We start from the raw sequence: 17,928 nt of genomic DNA on the forward strand, positions 1-17,928 counted from the left end.
TCCTTACTTTTCAGAGAGTTTATTTTCAAAGAAATCGCGCTTTAGTAGTATTAATTTCATTGGTATGATAAGCAGTTTTTTAAGATGATTTCGTCTCTCTAAAGAAGTATTGTTTTTGGATTTAAGTTAAGTATTGGGACTGAATTCAATCTGATTTTTATGTGCTGCTACAACTACTTTCTAGTACTAGTGGCTCATTAATTTGGAACAGTGCATCTTAACCTTTCGTTGCTCATTGCTAGCCTCTTTTTCCTTATTTTTTCTGATAAGAATAGGTGCTTTCGGCGTAGATTTCTTCTTCAGATTCATGATCTTAATCGACAAACTCTTGAATCCGAATGCGGTAGTGTCGCAGGGTTTCATCGACCCAGTTGCGATCGCAGAGTTGCGAGATGAAATCGCCTGATCCCAAACCGCGATCGCTGGCGTTTGCTCATCCTGGAAAATCCCTAGATCTCGCATTGCTTGTTCAAGCTGCTCTTTAAAGCTGCGTTCTTCAGTTTTCTCTTGCTCAAGCTTTTCAGATAGTTCTTCCTTCTCGTCCTTTTCAGTCTCTAAACGCTTAATATTTTTTCGGCATTCTCCAACTTTTCCCAGATTGTAGGCAGATTCGGCGTGGGGTGGGATAACGTTTTTACGGCGGTTAAGATCTTTCATAGGAAATGGCAACTTTTCTATGGTTAGGATGCCCACCCAGAATTTTTTGCCAAGAAAAAACTTCGCAACTTACTTTACTAGCGATCTCATACCGTAGCCTCTATTTTAAGTTGAGGAATATTGTCTAACCTGAGGAGTCGTGCTGTGTTATATTAAAAAACGTTGCCAAACGCAATAAGGGACGCTAGCTCAGTGGTAGAGCATTCGGCTTTTAACCGACTGGTCCTGGGTTCGAATCCCAGGCGTCCCATTCTCAAACTTCTGCTAGTTTCCATTGGTCTAGCAAAAAGGCATATTCAAACGCGCCTTCCTTGAGGCTTTCGTAGCGCCCAGATGCGCCGCCGTGCCCTGCGCCCATGTTGGTTTTCAGCAGCAGGGTGTTGGTATCGGTTTTGAGGGCGCGCAGTTTAGCCGTCCATTTGGCAGGCTCCCAATAGGACACGCGGGAATCATTCAGACCGCCCGTGATCAACAGATTAGGGTAGGCTTTTGCCGTCACGTTGTCGTAGGGCGAGTAGGCTTTCATATAGTCGTAGTAGGGTTTTTCGTTGGGGTCGCCCCATTCTTCTCGTTCTAGAATTGATAGCGGCAAAGAATCATCCAAAATAGTAGTGAGAACATCCACAAAGGGCACATCGGCGACCACTGCATGAAACAGGTCAGGACGCAGATTAATCACGGCTCCCATCAACAGTCCGCCAGCGCTGCCGCCAGAGATAGCGAGATGATCGGCAGAAGTCCAGCCTTGCTCGATCAGGTGTTCGGCGCAGGCGATGAAATCAGTGAAAGTGTTGGTTTTGTTGAGAAATTTGCCAGTTTCATACCAGCGTCGTCCCATTTCTGAGCCGCCGCGAATGTGGGCGATCGCCACGACTGCGCCGCGATCCAACAGGGACAACCGGCCCGATGAAAATCCTGGATCATAGCTATAGCCATAGGAGCCGTAGCCCGTCAACAGCAGCGGATTTTTGCCTTCGTGCTCAATGCCTTTCTTGTACACAATTGAAATCGGTACTTTAGTCCCGTCGGGGGCAGTGGCGAGGAGGCGATCGCTGGCGTAGTTTTGTCGATTGTATCCACCCAAAACAGGCGTTTCCTTTTTAAGCTCTTGTTCGCGGGTATCGAGGTGATAATCAAACACCGATCTCGGAGTCACCAAGGACGTATAGCTATATCGCAAAATCGTAGTATCAAACTCTGGATTGGCATCTTCGCCGACGCTGTAGGTTGCATCAGGAAACGCGATCGCGTGTTCTTCACCCGTCGCCAACTGCCGAATTCGTACCGTAGGCAATCCGGCTTCTCGCTCATAAATTACTAGATGATTGGTAAAGGCGCTGACTCCTTCTAGCAAAACGTCTTCGCGGTGGGGAATCATTGGCTCCCAGTTTTCTTTCGCAGAAGAAGTCACGGGCGTTTTCATTAGTTTGAAGTTGAGCGCGTCTTCATTGGTAGTGATGTAGAAAACGGTGCTGTGATGCTCAACCATGTACTCAATTCCGGGCGATCGCGGCTGAATCACCTGAAAGTCACCCGTGGGCTGATTGGCATCCAGGAAATGCACCTCAGAGGTCACTTTACTGCCCAGTTCCAGCAAAATGTAGGCTTCACTGCGGGTTTTGCCCACACTCAAAAAGTAAGAGTCATCTGGCTCGTGATATACCAGCACATCGTCGGCGATCGCGCTGCCTAACTGATGGCGAAGCAGCTTAAACGGGCGATTGGCGGCATCCAGTTGGGTATAAAACACGGTTTGGTTGTCGTTGCCCCACACAACCCCATAGTAGGTTTCGGGAATCGCTTCTGGATAAAGCTGACCCGTGGCTAAATCTAAAAAGCACAGGGTATAGCGCTCAGAACCCGTCGTATCCGTGGAGTATGCCAAAATTTGATGATTGGGGCTGATTGCCAATGCTCCTAAGGTAAAAAATTCGTGGTCTGCGGCTAACTCGTTTTGATCGAGCAATATTTCTTCGGTTGCCTCCAAACTGCCTTGCTTACGGCAGTAGATAGGATAGGCTTTCCCTGCTTCGGTGCGCGAGTAATAGTAAAAATCGCCCTTGCGGTAGGGTACAGACAAATCAGTTTCTTGAATTCGGGCGAGCATTTCGTCATAAAGAGCCGTTTGCAGGGCTTCGGTATGCTGCATCATCGCGGCGGTATAGTCGTTTTCGGCTTCTAAATAAGCAATCACCTGGGGATCATCGCGATCGCTCAGCCAGTAGTAATCGTCTACTCGGCGATCGCCATGCATTAACAAAACATGGGGGCGCTTTTCTGCAATCGGCGCATCCAAAGGTGGGTTGCTTGAATAATTCATCTTTAGGGGGTGATTCGTTAGGGTGTGAACTTGCACTGTATCTAGTTTCGCAGAAGACCCGTCCGTATGTAGATGCTGTGTAGATGTGATCGCGGCGGGGTATCTCTCTACCTTGTAATCATGCCACAGAAACATTCTCAGCCTATGCAACAACCAGCGGAATCGTGCATTGAAGCCGGGTTTGATTGGGGAATGGTGGGTCTTGTAGAGGCAGAATCTCTAAGCTGCCGCCCATGGAAATCAATAGTTTTTGAGCTAACAATCGGGTAAAGCTTAGCGACGGAAAGGATATGGATGCTTGCTCAACGATCGCGGCTTTCTCCAGGGTATTATCCAAAACTGACTCCAGGGGCGCGATATCAGGCGGCACAAATTCCAGCGGTTGATTCCATACAGTTAAGGGGATCGGCTGGTCGATCCAAAGCTGAATCGAGTCTGAAGCCTCTGTCCCTAGCAAGATAGTAATGCTGCCATCCTCCAAATGTGCGATCGCCCCATCTACTAAATGGATCAGCGCTTGCTGCAATCGACGCGGATCAGCCATGACATAGAGCGCTTCATTTACCGCTGGAATATGGAGCTGTAGGTTACGATTTTGTGCCTGTAAATGGGTTGCGGTGTAGAGATTCAACAACACCATATTGAGTTGTACCGATTGCAGCGCCAGTTCGCTCGTGCCATGTTCTACCTTGGCAACATCAATCACATCATCTAGCACCTTCACCATGCGTAAGGCTGCTTCATTTGCCTGTTTAACAAAGTCTCGTTCTTCCGCTGGGTTGTCACACAAATCTGCCAAAATCAACTGCTGCATTCCGATCAACCCGCTCATGGGCGATCGCAGTTCATGGGAAGTTCGCGCCAAAAAACCACCCTTCAAACGGCTCATCTCCGCTGCCATGTCATAGGCTAGTTGAAGCGATTGCTGCGACTGAGTTTCCTGTTGGGTAGAGTAGGCGTTTTGATGGTTCAGGTCGGGGGCTGTTGCGACAGGCGGCGATGATGCAGCCGGACGGCTTCGCCAGCCCGCCATAAACCCAGCCACAAGCCCAATCATTAGCCATCCTAAATTCATCAACGTTCTCTCACTTGCGAAACTTTAGTTTAAACCTCGATCGCAGAAAAAATAGTGAATCGAAGCAAGTATTCAAAATTCGCTTAAAAAAATTCGCTTAAAGTTGACTAGGAATCGGAGCCAGACAGCGATCGCTCAGGGTCGAGGCACTTTATGTTTTTGAGGGAAAGGTTTTGGACAAATCTAAGATTAAATCTGGGAAGTGCGGTAGGGCGATCGCTTCGTTAGGCAACAACACTCTTTTAATTTGATAACTAAACTCTCCTGACAATTTTTAATAGGGTTTGCTGTAAGTTTCTAAAACGTTTTCCAGCAGGTTGAAAATCCAGTAATCTTGAATATTATTTTCAGCATAGAGACTCAGTTTTGTATCCTGGTCGTAAGTCAAAAAAGAGTCAGAAATTTCAATCAGCAATAAAATATCTTCTGGAATCGGGTGGGTGAATACATAGTCATCATCACGGTTTTTGACGACAGCAAAATCAGGTTCCGGTGCCCCATCCGTTGGCATGACTACAGGAGATTGATCTTGAAGTGTTGCCCGCTCGCCAATCAGTTTAGGAAGTTCTCGAATTAGTTTTCGGTTATAAGCTTCATGGGCGGTGCCTTTTGCTGCCATGTATACCAATTCTCCTCGAATCAATTCGATGCGATCGCCGTCCGTAAAAAAACCAAGCTCACCCAGGCGATGATACTCCTCTAGCGTGAAGCGTTTGATCGTGGGAGCTTGAACGCGTTTGTCGGTTAAATTCATAGGAGTTTTAGTGAATTTGCCTGATGTCTGGGATTATAGCGATTTGCATTGTTCAACGCGGTTAGTAGTTAAACGCAGAGTGTATTAGTGCCAACGTAATGCATCTTTTCAGTGGTAGGGTTTACGCTTTGCTAACCCATCCTTAAATAATTGAGTTCGCCTACGTGCAACGGTTTCCACCTGGGTAGACCACAAATCTCTGTAAGGGCCAATTCGTGAATTGTCCTTACCTGTTTGACAATGGTTGTAAAAACAACACAAATCTCTCTAAACCTCGGAGGGCTTTCTGTTTCAAGGCGTAAACAAGTGTGATTTTCTAAGAACTCGCGGGAATTATGTAGAAAGATTAGCCTGAGAAAAAATTACCTGAAATCCAAAACCGAGCTTATGTACAATACTTCTTCTGGACAATTACCTTTCAGTGACGAATATGCGAATTCTCAAGATTTACCTGCTTTTGGAACAGACGATTTTGCTAGCAACCCGGAACCTCGATGCCCTGTAATTCTGTTACTTGATACGTCCGGCTCGATGCGAGGAACCCCAGTTCTGGAATTAAATGCTGGAATTGAACTATTTAGAGATGAGCTATTAGCCGATACTTTAGCTTCCAAACGAGTAGAAGTTGCGATCGTCGGTTTTGGTCCAGTTAAAGTCCTACAAGATTTTGTTACAGCAGACTATTTTAATCCTCCGCAACTTCGAGCCGAAGCGGATACCCCAATGGGATCGGCAATTGAAACTGCTTTAGATTTGTTGCAAAGTCGCAAAGATACCTATAGGGCTAACGGTATTGCATATTACCGTCCCTGGGTATTTCTGATTACAGACGGCGGTCCAACCGATTACTGGCAAACGGCTGCTCGTAGGGTTCATGAAGGGGAGGGAAATAAATCTTTTGCTTTCTTCTGCATTGGCGTTGAAGGTGCAAGAGTGGATATTCTTTCCCAAATTTCTACAAGAGAACCACTTAAGCTCAAAGAACTGCGTTTTCGTGATTTATTTCAGTGGTTGTCAAGTAGTTTGAAATCCGTATCACGTTCAACACCAGGAGATGAAGTTCCACTCCAAAATCCTACTACTCCTGATGGTTGGGCTTCAGTATGAAATATTGGCGGTATGTCCAAGCGTGCAGCAGCGGAACTTCCCATCTGATAAGTGATTTGCCTTGTCAAGATCGGGCTTTGAGCAAGATTATTATTGATGGCAACGGGCAGGAAATCTTTTTTGGGGCTGTAGCCGATGGGGCTGGTAGTGCCTGCTGTAGTGAGTATGGATCTGAGATTGCTACAAGGTGGATTCTCAGAAAGTTTGAAGAATTTTTCAAGCAAGGAGGAGCATTAGCTGAACTGTCAAAAATTACTGTTGAACAGTGGGTTAATCAAATTTCAGATCAAATAGGTGAATTAGCAAATGAGGAAGGCTTAAGTCGTCGTGACTATGCTTGTACTTTACTGGTTGCTGTCGCAAGACCAACAGAGGGTCTATTTTTCCAGGTTGGTGATGGTGCAATCGTTGTTGGCTTAGAGCAGAACTATTACCCTGTTTTCTGGCCCATGATGGGCGAATATGCGAATTCTACTTACTTCATAACTGATGAGTCCGCTATAGAGAAAATTCAGTTTGAGTTTGTTAACAACAAACTCATTGAAGATGTCGCGTTGATGAGCGATGGTTTGCAGGGACTAGCCTTGCAATTCGCAACCAAAACAGCCCATAGCCCATTTTTTAAACCTATGTTTACTCGCCTAGCAGAAGAGAGTTATCCAGGCTTCTCTGAACTTCTAAGCGCTTCTCTAGAAAAATTTCTTGATAGTCAATTAGTTTGCGATCGCACAGACGACGACAAAACCCTGATTTTGTCAACTTGCCGCTGCAACCTTTTTTCACCCGCAGTGTTAGAAGAGGAATCAGAATCAAATGCAGCTTTATGATCACCGCAATCGACCTATTTTATTAGGAGAGGAACTAGGGCGCGGTGGAGAGGGCTTAGTTTACACCATACAAGGAGATACAGCGAATGTAGCGAAGATATATCACCAGCCCATATCAACTGAGAAAGCAGAAAAACTCAAGGTGATGGTTGCAAACAGCTTAGATTTATCCAGATTTACGGCTTGGCCATTGGCAACACTTTGGGATGGGTCAAAAAGTACGATAAAAGGCTTCATTATGCCGCGAGTAGCCGGACATAGAGAAGTTCACGAATTATATGGACCAGCACATCGTAAAGCACAATTTCCTCAAGCAGACTGGGCTTTTCTTATCCATGCTGCTAGAAATGTTGCTGCTGCTTTTCAGTCCATTCATGATTTTGGTCATACCATAGGCGACGTTAATCAAAGCGGTATTCTAATCTCACAACAGGCTCTCTGCCGTTTGATTGATACAGACAGTTTTCAGATACGTTTAGGAAATAAGGTTTATTCCTGTGAAGTAGGCACTCCTCACTTTACGCCGCCTGAACTTCAAGGAAGATCATTTCGAGATGTTTTACGGAAAGAGAATCACGATAACTTTGGGTTGGCAGTTATTATCTTCCAGTTACTATTTATGGGTCGCCATCCCTTTGCAGGACGCTATTCAGGCTCCGGTGAAATGCCTATCGAGCGAGCTATACAGGAATGCCGTTTTGCCTTTGGAGGAAGAGCTTCTGCGAAACAAATGGCTCCTCCTCCCAACGCTTTAGATCTATCCGTATGCACTGCATCAGTCGGGCAGCTTTTTGAAAGAGCTTTTAGTGAAGCAACATCTCACCAGGAGAATCGTCCAAGAGCGCAAGAGTGGGTCAATCAACTTGATGCTTTACGAGCAGGGCTTCGCTCTTGCAATCAAAACTCATCACACAAGTATCATAGAGACTTCAGTTCCTGCCCTTGGTGCAAACTGGAAAATGTCAGTGGAACCGTGTTTTTCTTAGCTTATACCAGCACTGGACCAGCTCAAAATGCATTCAATCTTGAAGATGTATGGTCACAAATACAAGCTATTAAAGTACCTTCTTTAGGGAATCTACCTGCTATATCCATACAAGTTTTACCAACTCCTCTACCTGAATATGCTAAACCACCTACAGGTCTTCTAGGTTTTGTTAATTTCTTTATTAATTTTCATGATGATAAAGGAGAAAGGAGCAGACGTAAATCTCGTCTTGATCAGGCGGAACAAGAATGGCAAAATATTGAGAGGCAATGGCAAGTACTAAAATCTGCTTCAGATTTCAATTCTACTTATCAAGGACTACAAAATAATTTTAATAAATATAAAAATCTTCCAAATAAACATCAAGTTGAGCGAAGGTCTGCTCTATTAAAGATTTATCTAGAACGATATTTTATAGAGAACGCAGAAATTTCAAATATTGGTAGAACAAGGGCACTTGTTCTTGCGTCATATGGAGTAGAGACAGCCGCAGATGTCTCTCATAAGAGGGTTTCTTCAATTCCTGGCTTTGGTCCAGTGCTTACTCAAAAGCTTGTTGACTGGCGCAACACTCTTGAGGTTAGCTTTCAGCAATACCGACCCTCCCCCAAAGATTTAGCAGCTTTAAACTGGGTTGATCAAAAGTATGTCCGTACACGAAGTGAGCTAGAAAGTAAGCTAGTTAGCGGAAAAGCCCAACTTGCCCATAATCGAAATACTTTGGTCGAAAAGCGTAAACAAATACATCAGGAAGCTGAAAGTGTTGCTAAGAGACTAGGCCAAGCACGAGCAGATATGAAAGTATACATTTGAAGCAAGGCAAATTTTTTGCCAAAAGAGCGAAAATGGGGATCTGCAAAAAATATTTCCATGGAATTTAAGGCACAATCAAACCTTACAAAAGGCGAAATTAAGATAGGAAGGTAGGGAAAAATCATGACAATGCTTGACCAAATTAATCAAGATCTCTCCAAGCTTGATGAGCAGCAACTCCAGCAAGTGGCTGTATTCATCGCTAAACTTAAACTTTCTCCAAACCATAAAAAACGTCTCAGCGATTTTTATGGAGTATTACCAGCCACTCAGCCCTATCCAGGGAAGGAAGAAATTCGTCAAAGCATCGCCGAGCGCCTGACTCAAAAACATCATCTAACCGAATCATGAACGGCTTTTGGATTGATGCCAATCTGATCCTGCGCTTTCTCACGCGTGAACCACAAGATCTTGCTGAACGTGCCCTCCGCTTTATTCAACGGGCAGAACGGGGAGAAATCACTCTTCAAATTACATCTTTAGTCATTGCTGAGGTCGTTTGGGTGCTAGGCTCGTTTTACAAATATCCACGCCCCCAAATTGCCGAAACCCTTATTGCATTTTTGGGATCGGACGGATTAATTGTTCAAGACCTACAACTTTCTTTAGCCGCGTTAGACCGCATGGCAAGTGCAAATGTTGATTTTGTCGATGCCTATCTTGCTGAAGTGACTCGCCAAACCGGAGGAACTGTTGCCTCCTTTGATCGTGACTTTTGACGACTTGAAATTCCTTGGCTTGAGCCAGATTAAGATGAAGTGCGCGGTTGAAAGAAGAGAGATGGCGATCGCGCAATCCAAATTAACAGTACTATGAGGGATGAAATTTTAGGGACTCCGACTCAAAAGCGATGCCTCAAGCCTGTGTAATCGGTCTGGGAAAATCAGGAATGGCAGCAGCCCGATTGCTCAAACGTGAAGGCTGGCAGGTAGCGATCAATGATTCTGGCAACTCAGAAGCATTGCAGCAACAGCAACAGCAGTTGGCATCTGAAGGGATTGGGGTCAATTTAGGCAGTTTTTTTGATCCTGACGCGATCGCTCCAAAGTTAGTCGTGGTCAGTCCGGGAGTGCCGTGGGATGTGCCGGGACTGTTGCGTTGCCGCGAGTTGGGGATTGAAACCATTGGCGAAATGGAATTGGCGTGGCGCAATTTAAGGGATATTCCTTGGGTGGGCATTACAGGCACCAATGGCAAAACGACGACCACGGCATTAACGGCGGCGATTTTTGCGGCGGCTGGGCTGGATGCTCCGGCATTTGGCAATATTGGCTATGCTGCCTGTGAAGTGGCGTTGGCAAAAAAAAGACCCGATTGGGCGATCGCCGAACTCAGCAGTTATCAAATTGAAGCGTCTTCCTCCATCGCTCCCCAAATTGGCATCTGGACAACCTTCACACCCGATCATCTCAGTCGGCATAAAACCCTGGAGCGCTATTACAGCATCAAGGCGCAACTGTTACAGCGATCACACCTTCAAATCTTTAACGCTGATGATCCCCACCTTCGCAGCGTGGGTAACTTGATGGCAGATCCAGTGCGATCGGATACTTGCTGGACGAGTGTGCAAGGTCTGGCAACTATCCCTGGCAACCCTGAGCTAAGCGTTTACATTGAAGACGGTTGGGTGAGAACTCAAGCGGAATTAATCTTGCCAGCCAGTCTATTCAAAATGCCTGGAGGTCACAATCAGCAAAACCTGTTGATGGCAGTAGCCGCCGCGCGACTGGCAGGAATTGATAAGAAAGCGATCGCCGAAGCCGTGGCAAGCTTCCCCGGTGTGCCCCATCGATTGGAACACATTTGCACCTGGCAAGGCATTGACTTTATCAACGACAGCAAAGCCACAAATTACGATGCCGCTCAAGTTGGGCTAGCTGCCGTCAAAAGCCCAGCAATCTTGATCGCAGGCGGCGAAGCCAAACAAGGAGACGATCGCGCCTGGATTGCCACTATTCACCAAAAAGCAGCGGCGGTTCTCCTAATTGGCAACGCTGCCCCAACGTTTGCGGCGCGACTGGATGAAGCAAACTATTCCAACTATGAAATCGTTGAAACGATGGATCGGGCGGTCGCGCGATCGCGGGAACTAGCTCCCCAGTTGGGTGCTGCCGTAGTCCTACTCTCACCCGCCTGCGCCAGCTTTGATCACTATCAAAACTTCGAGCAACGCGGCGATCATTTCCGCCAACTCTGTTAAAAAAGTTTTGAGTTTTGAAAATTTCCCTGACACCCGAAACCCTAAACCTGACCCCTATTTTTCTGGCTTCCGTGTGCTTTCCTCAATCTCTGATAAGGTTTGCAGCACTAAGCGTTTTGCCTCAAGTTTCCAGCCGTAGCGTTGAAGGGCGATCGCCAATCCACCTGCAACGACAGTGACGATCAGGTCTAACGGTTGCAGCATGGAGATGCCAAACAGCAAGCCCAAACCAGCAATCCCCCAAAAAGGCAGAGCTACGGTTTGCCGCTGATCAACAATGATTTGACTAATCGGGTCAGTCGGAATTTCTGCCACTAAGGTTTCTTTGATTTGCTTTTGCTCTCTTGCACTGACGGACAACCCGATTTTTTGGCGTAGTTTCTCTAGTTTTCGGGCATCGGTGCTGTATTGCGTCAGTTCATCTTCTGCCATCATGATCAAGCGTTCATACTGTCCCACGGGTCAACCTCTTCCGCTTACACCATTGTTTGCTTACGCGATTCTAATTATCTCACTGAAGGCTCTGTGAACAAAAGGCGAAATTTTTAGGCGATTCGTGAAACGTTAGCGAAGCTTTCCACAGCACTCCCTACGGGAATCGCCAAGAACCTCTGGATCACATCGATCAAAACTGGCACAAACGCGATAACCGAATTTGAGTTCACGAGTATTTCTAGATCAGTCAGACTGTAAATAATTCCCTTAATCAGGTGGGTATCGTGTGCCCCGTTTAATGATGACTCGCCGATTTTTTCGCTTTTTCAGATACCTCAATCTTGCAACAGTGAAAGAGGTGGTCGTCTGCACTGGCAATCAACGCCTACCTGGATTGGCGGCAGAAATTGCTTATAGTGCTGCGCTAGCGATGTTTCCAGCAACCCTAGCACTGTTGACCGCGATCGGCTTAGTTGGGTCTTCTCAGGCAGCCTTTGGCGAGATGGCAAAACAGCTAAGCTGGATCGCTCCAGCGGAAGTGCTACAGATCATTCAGCGATTTATTCAAGAAGTGAGTCCGGGTAGCAGTCGCAGTTTGCTATCGATTAGTTTCTTGGCAGCATTATGGGCGGCTTCTGGAGCCGTTAGCTCCACCATGAGCGCTCTTGATCGCATCCATCAAGTTTCCCCTCGGCAACTGCGCCCTTTTTGGAAAGCTAAGATTGTCTCAATTATTTTGACGGTTGGAACGATTTTGCTGCTGGTTGCCGCTTCTACCGTCGTGTTTGTTAGCGATGTGATCATCAAAACGGTAGTCAATCAAAGCGATCAGCTTGTAGAAGCGGTGGTGCAACGTCCGAGTTTTATGGAGCCTCAACTCCTCCGAGCATGGCAAAAATTGAGTATGCCGTTGGCGCTGAGTATGGTGGCGATCGCCTTTGCCTTCATTTATCGATTTGGACCGAGCCGTTGGTATAAAGGTACGCCAATTTTACCGGGTGCCTTTTTAGCAACCCTGGCATGGGCGGTCTGTTCTAAGCTGTTTAGTTTTTATGTCGCAAACTTTGGCAACTATAACCGCATTTATGGAGCAGTTGGAGCCGTGATTGTGGTGCTACTTTGGCTGCAGTTAGGAGCTTTAACCCTGTTGATTGGGGCACAACTCAATTTCACCGTTGGCAAAGCGATGCATCCCAAGCCGCAATCCCTAAGCAAAATTCGACCCGCTGGCGATCGCGCCAATCGTGATCTAGCGAATCGCGCTCAATACCGCCAGCAAAATGGAGGCAATGATCAACCCCCAAAGAATCCACCCCGGCATAAAGCCTAATAGCGTTAATCCGCGCAAAATCCAGAGCGCCAGCGTTAATGCGGCAACACTTAAGAACACAAGCGTCGTTACTTTGAAGCGTCTGGTCATTAGAATTACCTGTGATGGAAGTAAGTTAAGGCTTGAGGCTCCGCAACCCACCTAGAATGCCACCGCCGATCGCAAACAGAGTCAGCGCCCAAGCTACATAATCGGGAATTTTAGTCACCCATCCTAAACCCTTCAGCACTACTAATATCGCCAGCATCACCAAGGAGATGCCAAGAATATACAGCCCAATAGTAATAAAAAGATTGAGAAACTTGTTCACAGCAAACTTTACACTTTCAAGGATTAACTTGGGAAGAGGATGACATCCCCATTTGTGAAATTTTCATATCCTTCAGCATTCTCACGCAACGTTCTTTTCCAAAATAGGAGTAACCTCTGAGAAAGAACCGTTTATTTAAAGCACTTTAATTGATTAAAGCTTGTATTTATCTTTAGCGTTGACCTTAGTCGGAGAGTTAAGAATCCATATGGTTGTTTCAACTGCACCAAGCTTCAAGGGAGATCGCACTCTTTCCGTAGGGTTCTCTCAGCTGCCTAACTCAGCAGCACTCATGCAGGGAGATGTTTTACTTGAAACTCGTGCCCACACCGCTTGGGGCGCATCAGTTACGGCTCAGATGCATTTGCCCATTTCCCGCGAATCGGCTTGGCAACAACTGGTTGATTATCCGCAATGGACGCGATATTTTCCAGATGTCAAGCACAGCTATCAACTTGCCGATGATTTGCAAAGCGCTGATACCATTGACTCGGTAAATTACAAACGGCTGTATCAAACTGCCAGCAAAAGCTTCCTATTTTTATCAGCCCAAGTCGAAGTTTATCTTAAGGTGGTCGAAACATTTCAGCAACAGATCCAGTTTCAGCTTGAATCCGGCAGTTTTCATGACTTTCTAGCTGAATTAACCCTCCAGGACTTTGCTAACGGCACTCTATTAACCTATTTTGTTCAGGCAACCCCCTTGATCCCCGTTCCCAGCCTGTTCATTCAGCAAGCAATTCAGTATGATCTGCCTACCAACATGAAAACGATGCGTCGCGCGCTGTGCAATCCGTCCTAGGTCAGTCTAAATCAGGATTAGATTGGTTAAACCATGCCCAATCCTGTTGATATTCAGTCCTAATAACTTCCACGGAGGGAAACAGCGGGGCATTGAGTTCTGGGAAAACCTGATTTTTCACCCCTTTAACCTGATTAGTAGGGTCGTTTACGACTGCCAGCATCGTTTCAAGTCGCACGAGATCACTAATATCGATCGCGGAACCAATAACGCCCTGCACCTGATTTTCCGCATCAATCAATGGGTGAAGATTGACTTGATGCCAGCGCAATTTACCTTGGGGAGTAGAAATTGCTTTGGGTGAAATAGTTTGGGGTTGGCGAGTTTGCATCACTTCTTGATCGATCTCGCGGAAGTTTTCAACTTGGGCACCCGCTGGATTAAAATCGGCATCCTGCTTGCCCACAACAGCGGCGATCGTGGTGTTATAAATATCAGCAAAGGCTTGATTTACCATGAGATAGCGCCCCTCACGATCTTTCACAAAAACGGCAGAAGGCACGGCATCAATCACCTGGCGCAAATACAACTGCTGTGCCTGGAGTGCCGCTTCAACCTGTTTACGCTCACTCACATCCACCACAATGCCATGCCAAGCTGTGTCTCCATTTGCCCGCCGCTCTGGGCGAGAGTTACCCTGTAGCCATTTCAGCTTGCCAGAGGGTGTAATGATACGCCACTCATGCTTAAACAGGGTTAGGGTTTCAGCGCTATGGGCGACCGCTGATTGATAGGCAGCCCTATCCTCAGGATGAATACAGCGCAATAGAGTAGAGGCATCCTGAAGGATATCGGTGGCAGATAGCTCGTGAATTTCTTCGATCGCTACACTCATATATTCAAACCAGACGCGCCCATCCAAAGACTGCACCACCGTATAAATATTGCCGGGAATGGTTGCGGATAGCTGCTCAAACCGGGCTTCAATTTCTCTACGAGCGGCAATATCTAAGCTCGTGCCCACCATGCGAACCACCTGTCCAATTTCGTTAAAAATAGGCTTGCCGCGATTTTCGGTATGGCGGATTGAACCATCGCAGTGAAGAAAGCGCAAATCGATCTTGTAGCAGGTTTCTTGGGCGATCGCGGTTTGAAATACCTGATTGAAGCGATCGCGATCATCAGGATGAATCATCTGAACAAGCTGCTCTAAAAAAGGCACTGATTGGCTTGGAGCCATGCCAATCATGTGAAACAATTCTTCGCTCATTCGCACCTTGCCAGTGGCAAGATCTAACTCCCAACTACCAATATGGGCGATTTGCTGGGCTTCTCGCAAACTAGCTTCCTGCTGCCGCAAACTGCCTTCAATCTGTTTACGAGCGACTTCGTCGCGCTTCGCTTCGCTAATATCAAGCGCCGCCGCTGTTACAATCCAGCAATTTTTGATCGGATTTTGGCGAAACGTTACTTGATCAGAAATCCAGCGCAGGGTGCCATTTTTGTGATAGAAACGATATTCCGTTGTAACCGTTCCCTCTTCAGTGGGAAGAATGACACCCACGGGTTTGTGGCGATCGTCAGGATGCACCCGCGAAAACCAAAGCTTGGTATCTGCAAAAAACTCCTCTGGCGAATAGCCGAAGACGCGTTCATTGTTCGATGAAAAATACTCATAGTGGATTTCACCATCGGGGTAGAGGTCATAGCTACAAATGGCAATGCTTGCCGTGTCTAGCACTTGGTTTAGCTTGGCTTCTGATTTTTGCAGGGCAAGCTCTAGCTGTTTGCGATCGGTAACATCGATGGCGGCGATGGTGGCAAGCCAGTAGCTATCGGTGACATCCCGGCGAAAGGTCATGTAGTCTACGATCCAGAGCCAGTGACCATCTTTGTGACAAAAGCGATACTCGGCGGTGAAGTAGCGGTCTTCTGGAATCTGGCTGTAGGTCAAAAATAGTTTATTGTAATCGTCGGGATGCACCCGCGAGAGCCAGAGATCAGGTTCTGCCATGATTTCAGCCGATGAAAAGCCAAACATAGTTTCGTGACTGGGTGAAAAATATTCATACTGGCGGCGCTCACCGGGGTAAATCTTAAAGCAGCAAATTGCCGCTTTGGAACTATTGAGAATGTCGGTTAGCTTAGCTTCTGATTTTTGCAACGCCACTTCTAGCTGTTTGCGATTGGTGATATCTTTGCCAACGGAAAGCAAGCAGCGTCGCCCATCCAGTTCAACCAGCTCACAGGATGCCAGCAAAAATATCTGCTTGCCAGAGCCAGTCGTCCACTCAATTTCCAGACCCTGAAGCCTACCAGAGTCATTTAAGGTTTGCATCGCTTGCTGTTGTTCTTCAGGAGATGCGACCCACGTACCCAAATCATCTAGGGTCTGCCCAATAATGTCTTCTTTAGAATATTCCAGCAGGTTTATAAAGCTTTCATTAACTTCTAAATATTTTCCTTCTGGGAAACTTCTCAAGCTAATTGGATCTGGAGAGGCGCGAAAAATTTTGGCAAATCGCTCTTCCGACTCCTGCAAGGCACCTTTCACTTCTTCAAATGACTCTTGCAAGTAGGCAGTCATTTGATTGAAGGTGTATGCCAAGATTTCTAGTTCGGCGATCGGGCTATTTTCGTCAACCGGATTTTCTAACTGGTCTAAGGCGAGATCTCGACTGGCTTGGCTAAGCTGAGAAATGGGTTTGGTAATCCAGTAAGTAGTGACTAACCCTAGGGCAAGAGAACCCGCCAAAGCCGCTATCATTAGCTGAATAGTGATCTGATTGCTACGGTTAATATCGGCAATAAAATCGGCTTCAGGCACGACCACGACAATCAGCCAATCTAGACCGGCTTTGTCTCTATAGGGCACTACTTGCACAAAGTTTCGCTGGTGATTTTCGACGAAACTCAAATTTTTGGGTGCGGCGATCGCCTTCAGATCCCCAAACTCATCCTTCAAATACTCTGCCGTTGCTTGAGTCAGGAAATTCTGGCTGCTGGCAGCAGGAACCCGAAAGCTTTTTTGTGGGGCAGAATTTTTTTGAGGCGACTTGAATCGAAACGGAGTTTCTAGGGTAGAAGTCGCTACGAGTTCACCCGATCGCTCCATCAAAAACGCCTGCCCACCGGAAGAAATATTTAATTGCTGTAAAAATTTGCTAATTTCTTCGAGATGGAGTTCTGAAACAAATACTCCCTTAAACTTACCCGCTGGCTCAAATAGGCAGGGCTGATTCATTGGCAGAAGGAAAATAGGCGAGGGATATCATGAGCAACCTGTCGAATCGCCTGAGTCAAAGAGTCAAACCCATGCTGCCGGAAGAGATTAAGGGCAAAGGTTCGCACAATTGCCATATTAATCAAAGCGTGACCCTCACACAGTGGAGTCGTATCTTCTTGAAAGACCACATCTTTACACCAGTGGAGGCGATTCTCAATGTGCCAATGCTGCCGGATACGACGGGCAAACTCGGCGGCATCGGTTGCCAGCGAACTGATATAAAACACCGTCTGTGAAACGGGTATGCCTGCTCTTAGTCCGGTGCGTTCGACCCGAATCACTCGTTTAAGAGCGACCCAACTTGGGTCAATGGTGGCACTTGGCTCCAATACACACACACGGCGTTGGGTTGAGCGATTGCGCGTCCGCTCTGAGTCCACGTGACAACTGAGGGGAGACGAGTGTTCAAACTGCTGCTGGATTTGGGCTAATAATTTGGGTTGATTCCCTTTGATGGCAATTAAGTAGTGGTTCTGACTGGCTATAATTTGCTGAACTGTTTTTTTTTTGGCGTGCAGGGCATCAAAACTAAAACACACCCCTTGCAACTGAAGGTGCTCCAACAAGGTTTGTACCGTTACAATTTCACTACTCGTTTTGTTGTGCATGGATTGCACCCCAACGACCAGTCCCAGTCGAGTGCTGACCACCGACACCACACTGACAAAATCTTGATACGCCTGGTCGTAATCTCTCAGACTGACTCGGATGCTCTTGCCGTCAACGGCACAAGCGGCTTGCTCTTCCAGCTCAACCGTTTCCTGTGCCCATTGATTGAAAACCTCGGTTAACGCCTCAAAGTCCACTCGCACCAAAGCGCGGCGAATCGTCGAGTAGCAGGGTAACCGCTCATAGGGCACTTCGAGTACCCCTAACAATTGGGTTTGATGGCGCTCCACAAAGCACGCGATCGCTCGATACCCCACACACCCGCTCATCGTTGCCATCAGTACCAGCAACAAAATCACCCACAATGGATACTGGGGTTGGGTTCGATAGTCTCGTACTTGTTTGAGAGCATCAATCAGGCTCATGGCTAGCTAGGGGTGAAAGAGCATCACCCATTATCATTTTTCTACCACTG

At 46.7% G+C, this 17,928-nt stretch carries 16 protein-coding genes and 1 tRNA gene; 9 read left to right on the top strand and 8 right to left on the bottom strand.

The genetic code is table 11. From position 1 onward, the window contains the following. Positions 1-186: 186 nt before the first annotated feature. Positions 187-657 (bottom strand): hypothetical protein, encoded by a 471-nt coding sequence (locus AC1S5B_RS02690; RefSeq protein WP_482034180.1) that lies wholly within the window; start codon positions 655-657, stop codon positions 187-189. Positions 658-835: 178 nt separating this feature from the next. Here AC1S5B_RS02690 and AC1S5B_RS02695 point away from each other — a divergent pair. Beyond that, positions 836-907, top strand: a tRNA-Lys gene (locus AC1S5B_RS02695). A gap of 3 nt (positions 908-910) precedes the next feature. On the opposite strand, the gene AC1S5B_RS02700 is transcribed toward AC1S5B_RS02695, so the two are convergent. From AC1S5B_RS02700 to AC1S5B_RS02710, 3 genes are all read right to left on the bottom strand, one after another. Beyond that, on the bottom strand, positions 911-2,977 hold the full coding sequence (locus tag AC1S5B_RS02700; RefSeq protein WP_482034181.1) for a S9 family peptidase: 2,067 nt from the start codon (positions 2,975-2,977) through the stop codon (positions 911-913). A 142-nt stretch (positions 2,978-3,119) separates the two neighbouring features. Then, positions 3,120-4,052, bottom strand: a complete 933-nt coding sequence (locus tag AC1S5B_RS02705; protein ID WP_482034182.1) for a sensor histidine kinase — start codon at positions 4,050-4,052, stop codon at positions 3,120-3,122. Between the two features lie 274 nt (positions 4,053-4,326). Continuing rightward, on the bottom strand, positions 4,327-4,806 hold the full coding sequence (locus tag AC1S5B_RS02710; RefSeq protein WP_482034183.1) for a Uma2 family endonuclease: 480 nt from the start codon (positions 4,804-4,806) through the stop codon (positions 4,327-4,329). 387 nt (positions 4,807-5,193) lie between these two features. On the opposite strand from AC1S5B_RS02710, the gene AC1S5B_RS02715 reads away from it, so the two are divergent. The 6 genes from AC1S5B_RS02715 to murD all read left to right on the top strand — a co-directional run bounded on the left by AC1S5B_RS02715 (position 5,194) and on the right by murD (position 10,741). Further along, positions 5,194-5,913 carry a vWA domain-containing protein gene (locus AC1S5B_RS02715; RefSeq protein ID WP_482034184.1) on the top strand — a complete coding sequence of 240 codons (720 nt, stop codon included), beginning with the start codon at positions 5,194-5,196 and terminating at the stop codon, positions 5,911-5,913. Then, positions 5,910-6,740 carry a PP2C family serine/threonine-protein phosphatase gene (locus AC1S5B_RS02720; protein WP_482034185.1) on the top strand — a complete coding sequence of 277 codons (831 nt, stop codon included), beginning with the start codon at positions 5,910-5,912 and terminating at the stop codon, positions 6,738-6,740. The genes AC1S5B_RS02715 and AC1S5B_RS02720 overlap by 4 nt, the downstream gene beginning before the upstream one ends. Then, on the top strand, positions 6,727-8,541 hold the full coding sequence (locus AC1S5B_RS02725) for a hypothetical protein (RefSeq protein ID WP_482034186.1): 1,815 nt from the start codon (positions 6,727-6,729) through the stop codon (positions 8,539-8,541). The genes AC1S5B_RS02720 and AC1S5B_RS02725 overlap by 14 nt, the downstream gene beginning before the upstream one ends. 123 nt (positions 8,542-8,664) lie before the next feature. Then, positions 8,665-8,892 (top strand): hypothetical protein, encoded by a 228-nt coding sequence (locus AC1S5B_RS02730; protein ID WP_482034187.1) that lies wholly within the window; start codon positions 8,665-8,667, stop codon positions 8,890-8,892. After that, complete coding sequence (locus AC1S5B_RS02735; protein ID WP_482034188.1) at positions 8,889-9,260, top strand: PIN domain-containing protein; 372 nt, start codon at positions 8,889-8,891, stop codon at positions 9,258-9,260. The genes AC1S5B_RS02730 and AC1S5B_RS02735 overlap by 4 nt, the downstream gene beginning before the upstream one ends. A gap of 131 nt (positions 9,261-9,391) precedes the next feature. After that, a complete protein-coding gene (gene murD / locus AC1S5B_RS02740) occupies positions 9,392-10,741 on the top strand; it encodes a UDP-N-acetylmuramoyl-L-alanine--D-glutamate ligase (RefSeq protein WP_482034189.1) in 1,350 nt (449 codons plus the stop codon). Between the two features lie 54 nt (positions 10,742-10,795). Here the strand turns inward: murD and AC1S5B_RS02745 are convergent, their stop codons facing one another. Beyond that, the gene (locus AC1S5B_RS02745; protein ID WP_482034190.1) at positions 10,796-11,200 is read right to left on the bottom strand and encodes a hypothetical protein; all 405 of its coding nucleotides are present in this window, start codon (positions 11,198-11,200) and stop codon (positions 10,796-10,798) included. 262 nt (positions 11,201-11,462) lie between these two features. Between AC1S5B_RS02745 and AC1S5B_RS02750 the strand changes: the two genes are divergently transcribed. Continuing rightward, entirely contained in the window at positions 11,463-12,506 is a 1,044-nt protein-coding gene (locus tag AC1S5B_RS02750; RefSeq protein ID WP_482034191.1) for a YihY/virulence factor BrkB family protein, read from the top strand. A 115-nt stretch (positions 12,507-12,621) separates the two neighbouring features. Here AC1S5B_RS02750 and AC1S5B_RS02755 read toward each other — a convergent pair whose 3' ends face one another. Further along, on the bottom strand, positions 12,622-12,816 hold the full coding sequence (locus tag AC1S5B_RS02755) for a hypothetical protein (protein ID WP_482034192.1): 195 nt from the start codon (positions 12,814-12,816) through the stop codon (positions 12,622-12,624). A gap of 292 nt (positions 12,817-13,108) precedes the next feature. On the opposite strand from AC1S5B_RS02755, the gene AC1S5B_RS02760 reads away from it, so the two are divergent. Continuing rightward, positions 13,109-13,618: an SRPBCC family protein gene (locus AC1S5B_RS02760; RefSeq protein ID WP_482034193.1), complete on the top strand. Its 510-nt coding sequence runs from the start codon at positions 13,109-13,111 to the stop codon at positions 13,616-13,618. Between the two features lies 1 nt (position 13,619). Here the strand turns inward: AC1S5B_RS02760 and AC1S5B_RS02765 are convergent, their stop codons facing one another. Both AC1S5B_RS02765 and AC1S5B_RS02770 read right to left on the bottom strand, forming a co-directional pair. Then, positions 13,620-16,802 carry a PAS domain-containing protein gene (locus AC1S5B_RS02765; RefSeq protein WP_482034194.1) on the bottom strand — a complete coding sequence of 1,061 codons (3,183 nt, stop codon included), beginning with the start codon at positions 16,800-16,802 and terminating at the stop codon, positions 13,620-13,622. Continuing rightward, the gene (locus AC1S5B_RS02770) at positions 16,799-17,878 is read right to left on the bottom strand and encodes an ISAs1 family transposase (protein ID WP_482033858.1); all 1,080 of its coding nucleotides are present in this window, start codon (positions 17,876-17,878) and stop codon (positions 16,799-16,801) included. Before AC1S5B_RS02770 ends, AC1S5B_RS02765 begins: the two co-directional genes overlap by 4 nt. Positions 17,879-17,928: the final 50 nt, after the last annotated feature.

It is taken from the genome of Leptolyngbya sp. CALU 1928 (assembly GCF_056784215.1).

Bases quoted from the DNA above. Each gene is read 5' to 3' on its own strand.
- AC1S5B_RS02770 (WP_482033858.1), bottom strand. From the start codon at position 17,878: ATGAGCCTGATTGATGCTCTCAAACAAGTACGAGACTATCGAACCCAA.
- AC1S5B_RS02765 (WP_482034194.1), bottom strand. From the start codon at position 16,802: ATGAATCAGCCCTGCCTATTTGAGCCAGCGGGTAAGTTTAAGGGAGTA.
- murD (WP_482034189.1), top strand. From the start codon at position 9,392: ATGCCTCAAGCCTGTGTAATCGGTCTGGGAAAATCAGGAATGGCAGCA.
- AC1S5B_RS02735 (WP_482034188.1), top strand. From the start codon at position 8,889: ATGAACGGCTTTTGGATTGATGCCAATCTGATCCTGCGCTTTCTCACG.
- AC1S5B_RS02730 (WP_482034187.1), top strand. From the start codon at position 8,665: ATGACAATGCTTGACCAAATTAATCAAGATCTCTCCAAGCTTGATGAG.
- AC1S5B_RS02690 (WP_482034180.1), bottom strand. From the start codon at position 657: ATGAAAGATCTTAACCGCCGTAAAAACGTTATCCCACCCCACGCCGAA.
- AC1S5B_RS02700 (WP_482034181.1), bottom strand. From the start codon at position 2,977: ATGAATTATTCAAGCAACCCACCTTTGGATGCGCCGATTGCAGAAAAG.
- AC1S5B_RS02715 (WP_482034184.1), top strand. From the start codon at position 5,194: ATGTACAATACTTCTTCTGGACAATTACCTTTCAGTGACGAATATGCG.
- AC1S5B_RS02725 (WP_482034186.1), top strand. From the start codon at position 6,727: ATGCAGCTTTATGATCACCGCAATCGACCTATTTTATTAGGAGAGGAA.
- AC1S5B_RS02720 (WP_482034185.1), top strand. From the start codon at position 5,910: ATGAAATATTGGCGGTATGTCCAAGCGTGCAGCAGCGGAACTTCCCAT.
- AC1S5B_RS02760 (WP_482034193.1), top strand. From the start codon at position 13,109: ATGCAGGGAGATGTTTTACTTGAAACTCGTGCCCACACCGCTTGGGGC.
- AC1S5B_RS02705 (WP_482034182.1), bottom strand. From the start codon at position 4,052: ATGAATTTAGGATGGCTAATGATTGGGCTTGTGGCTGGGTTTATGGCG.
- AC1S5B_RS02710 (WP_482034183.1), bottom strand. From the start codon at position 4,806: ATGAATTTAACCGACAAACGCGTTCAAGCTCCCACGATCAAACGCTTC.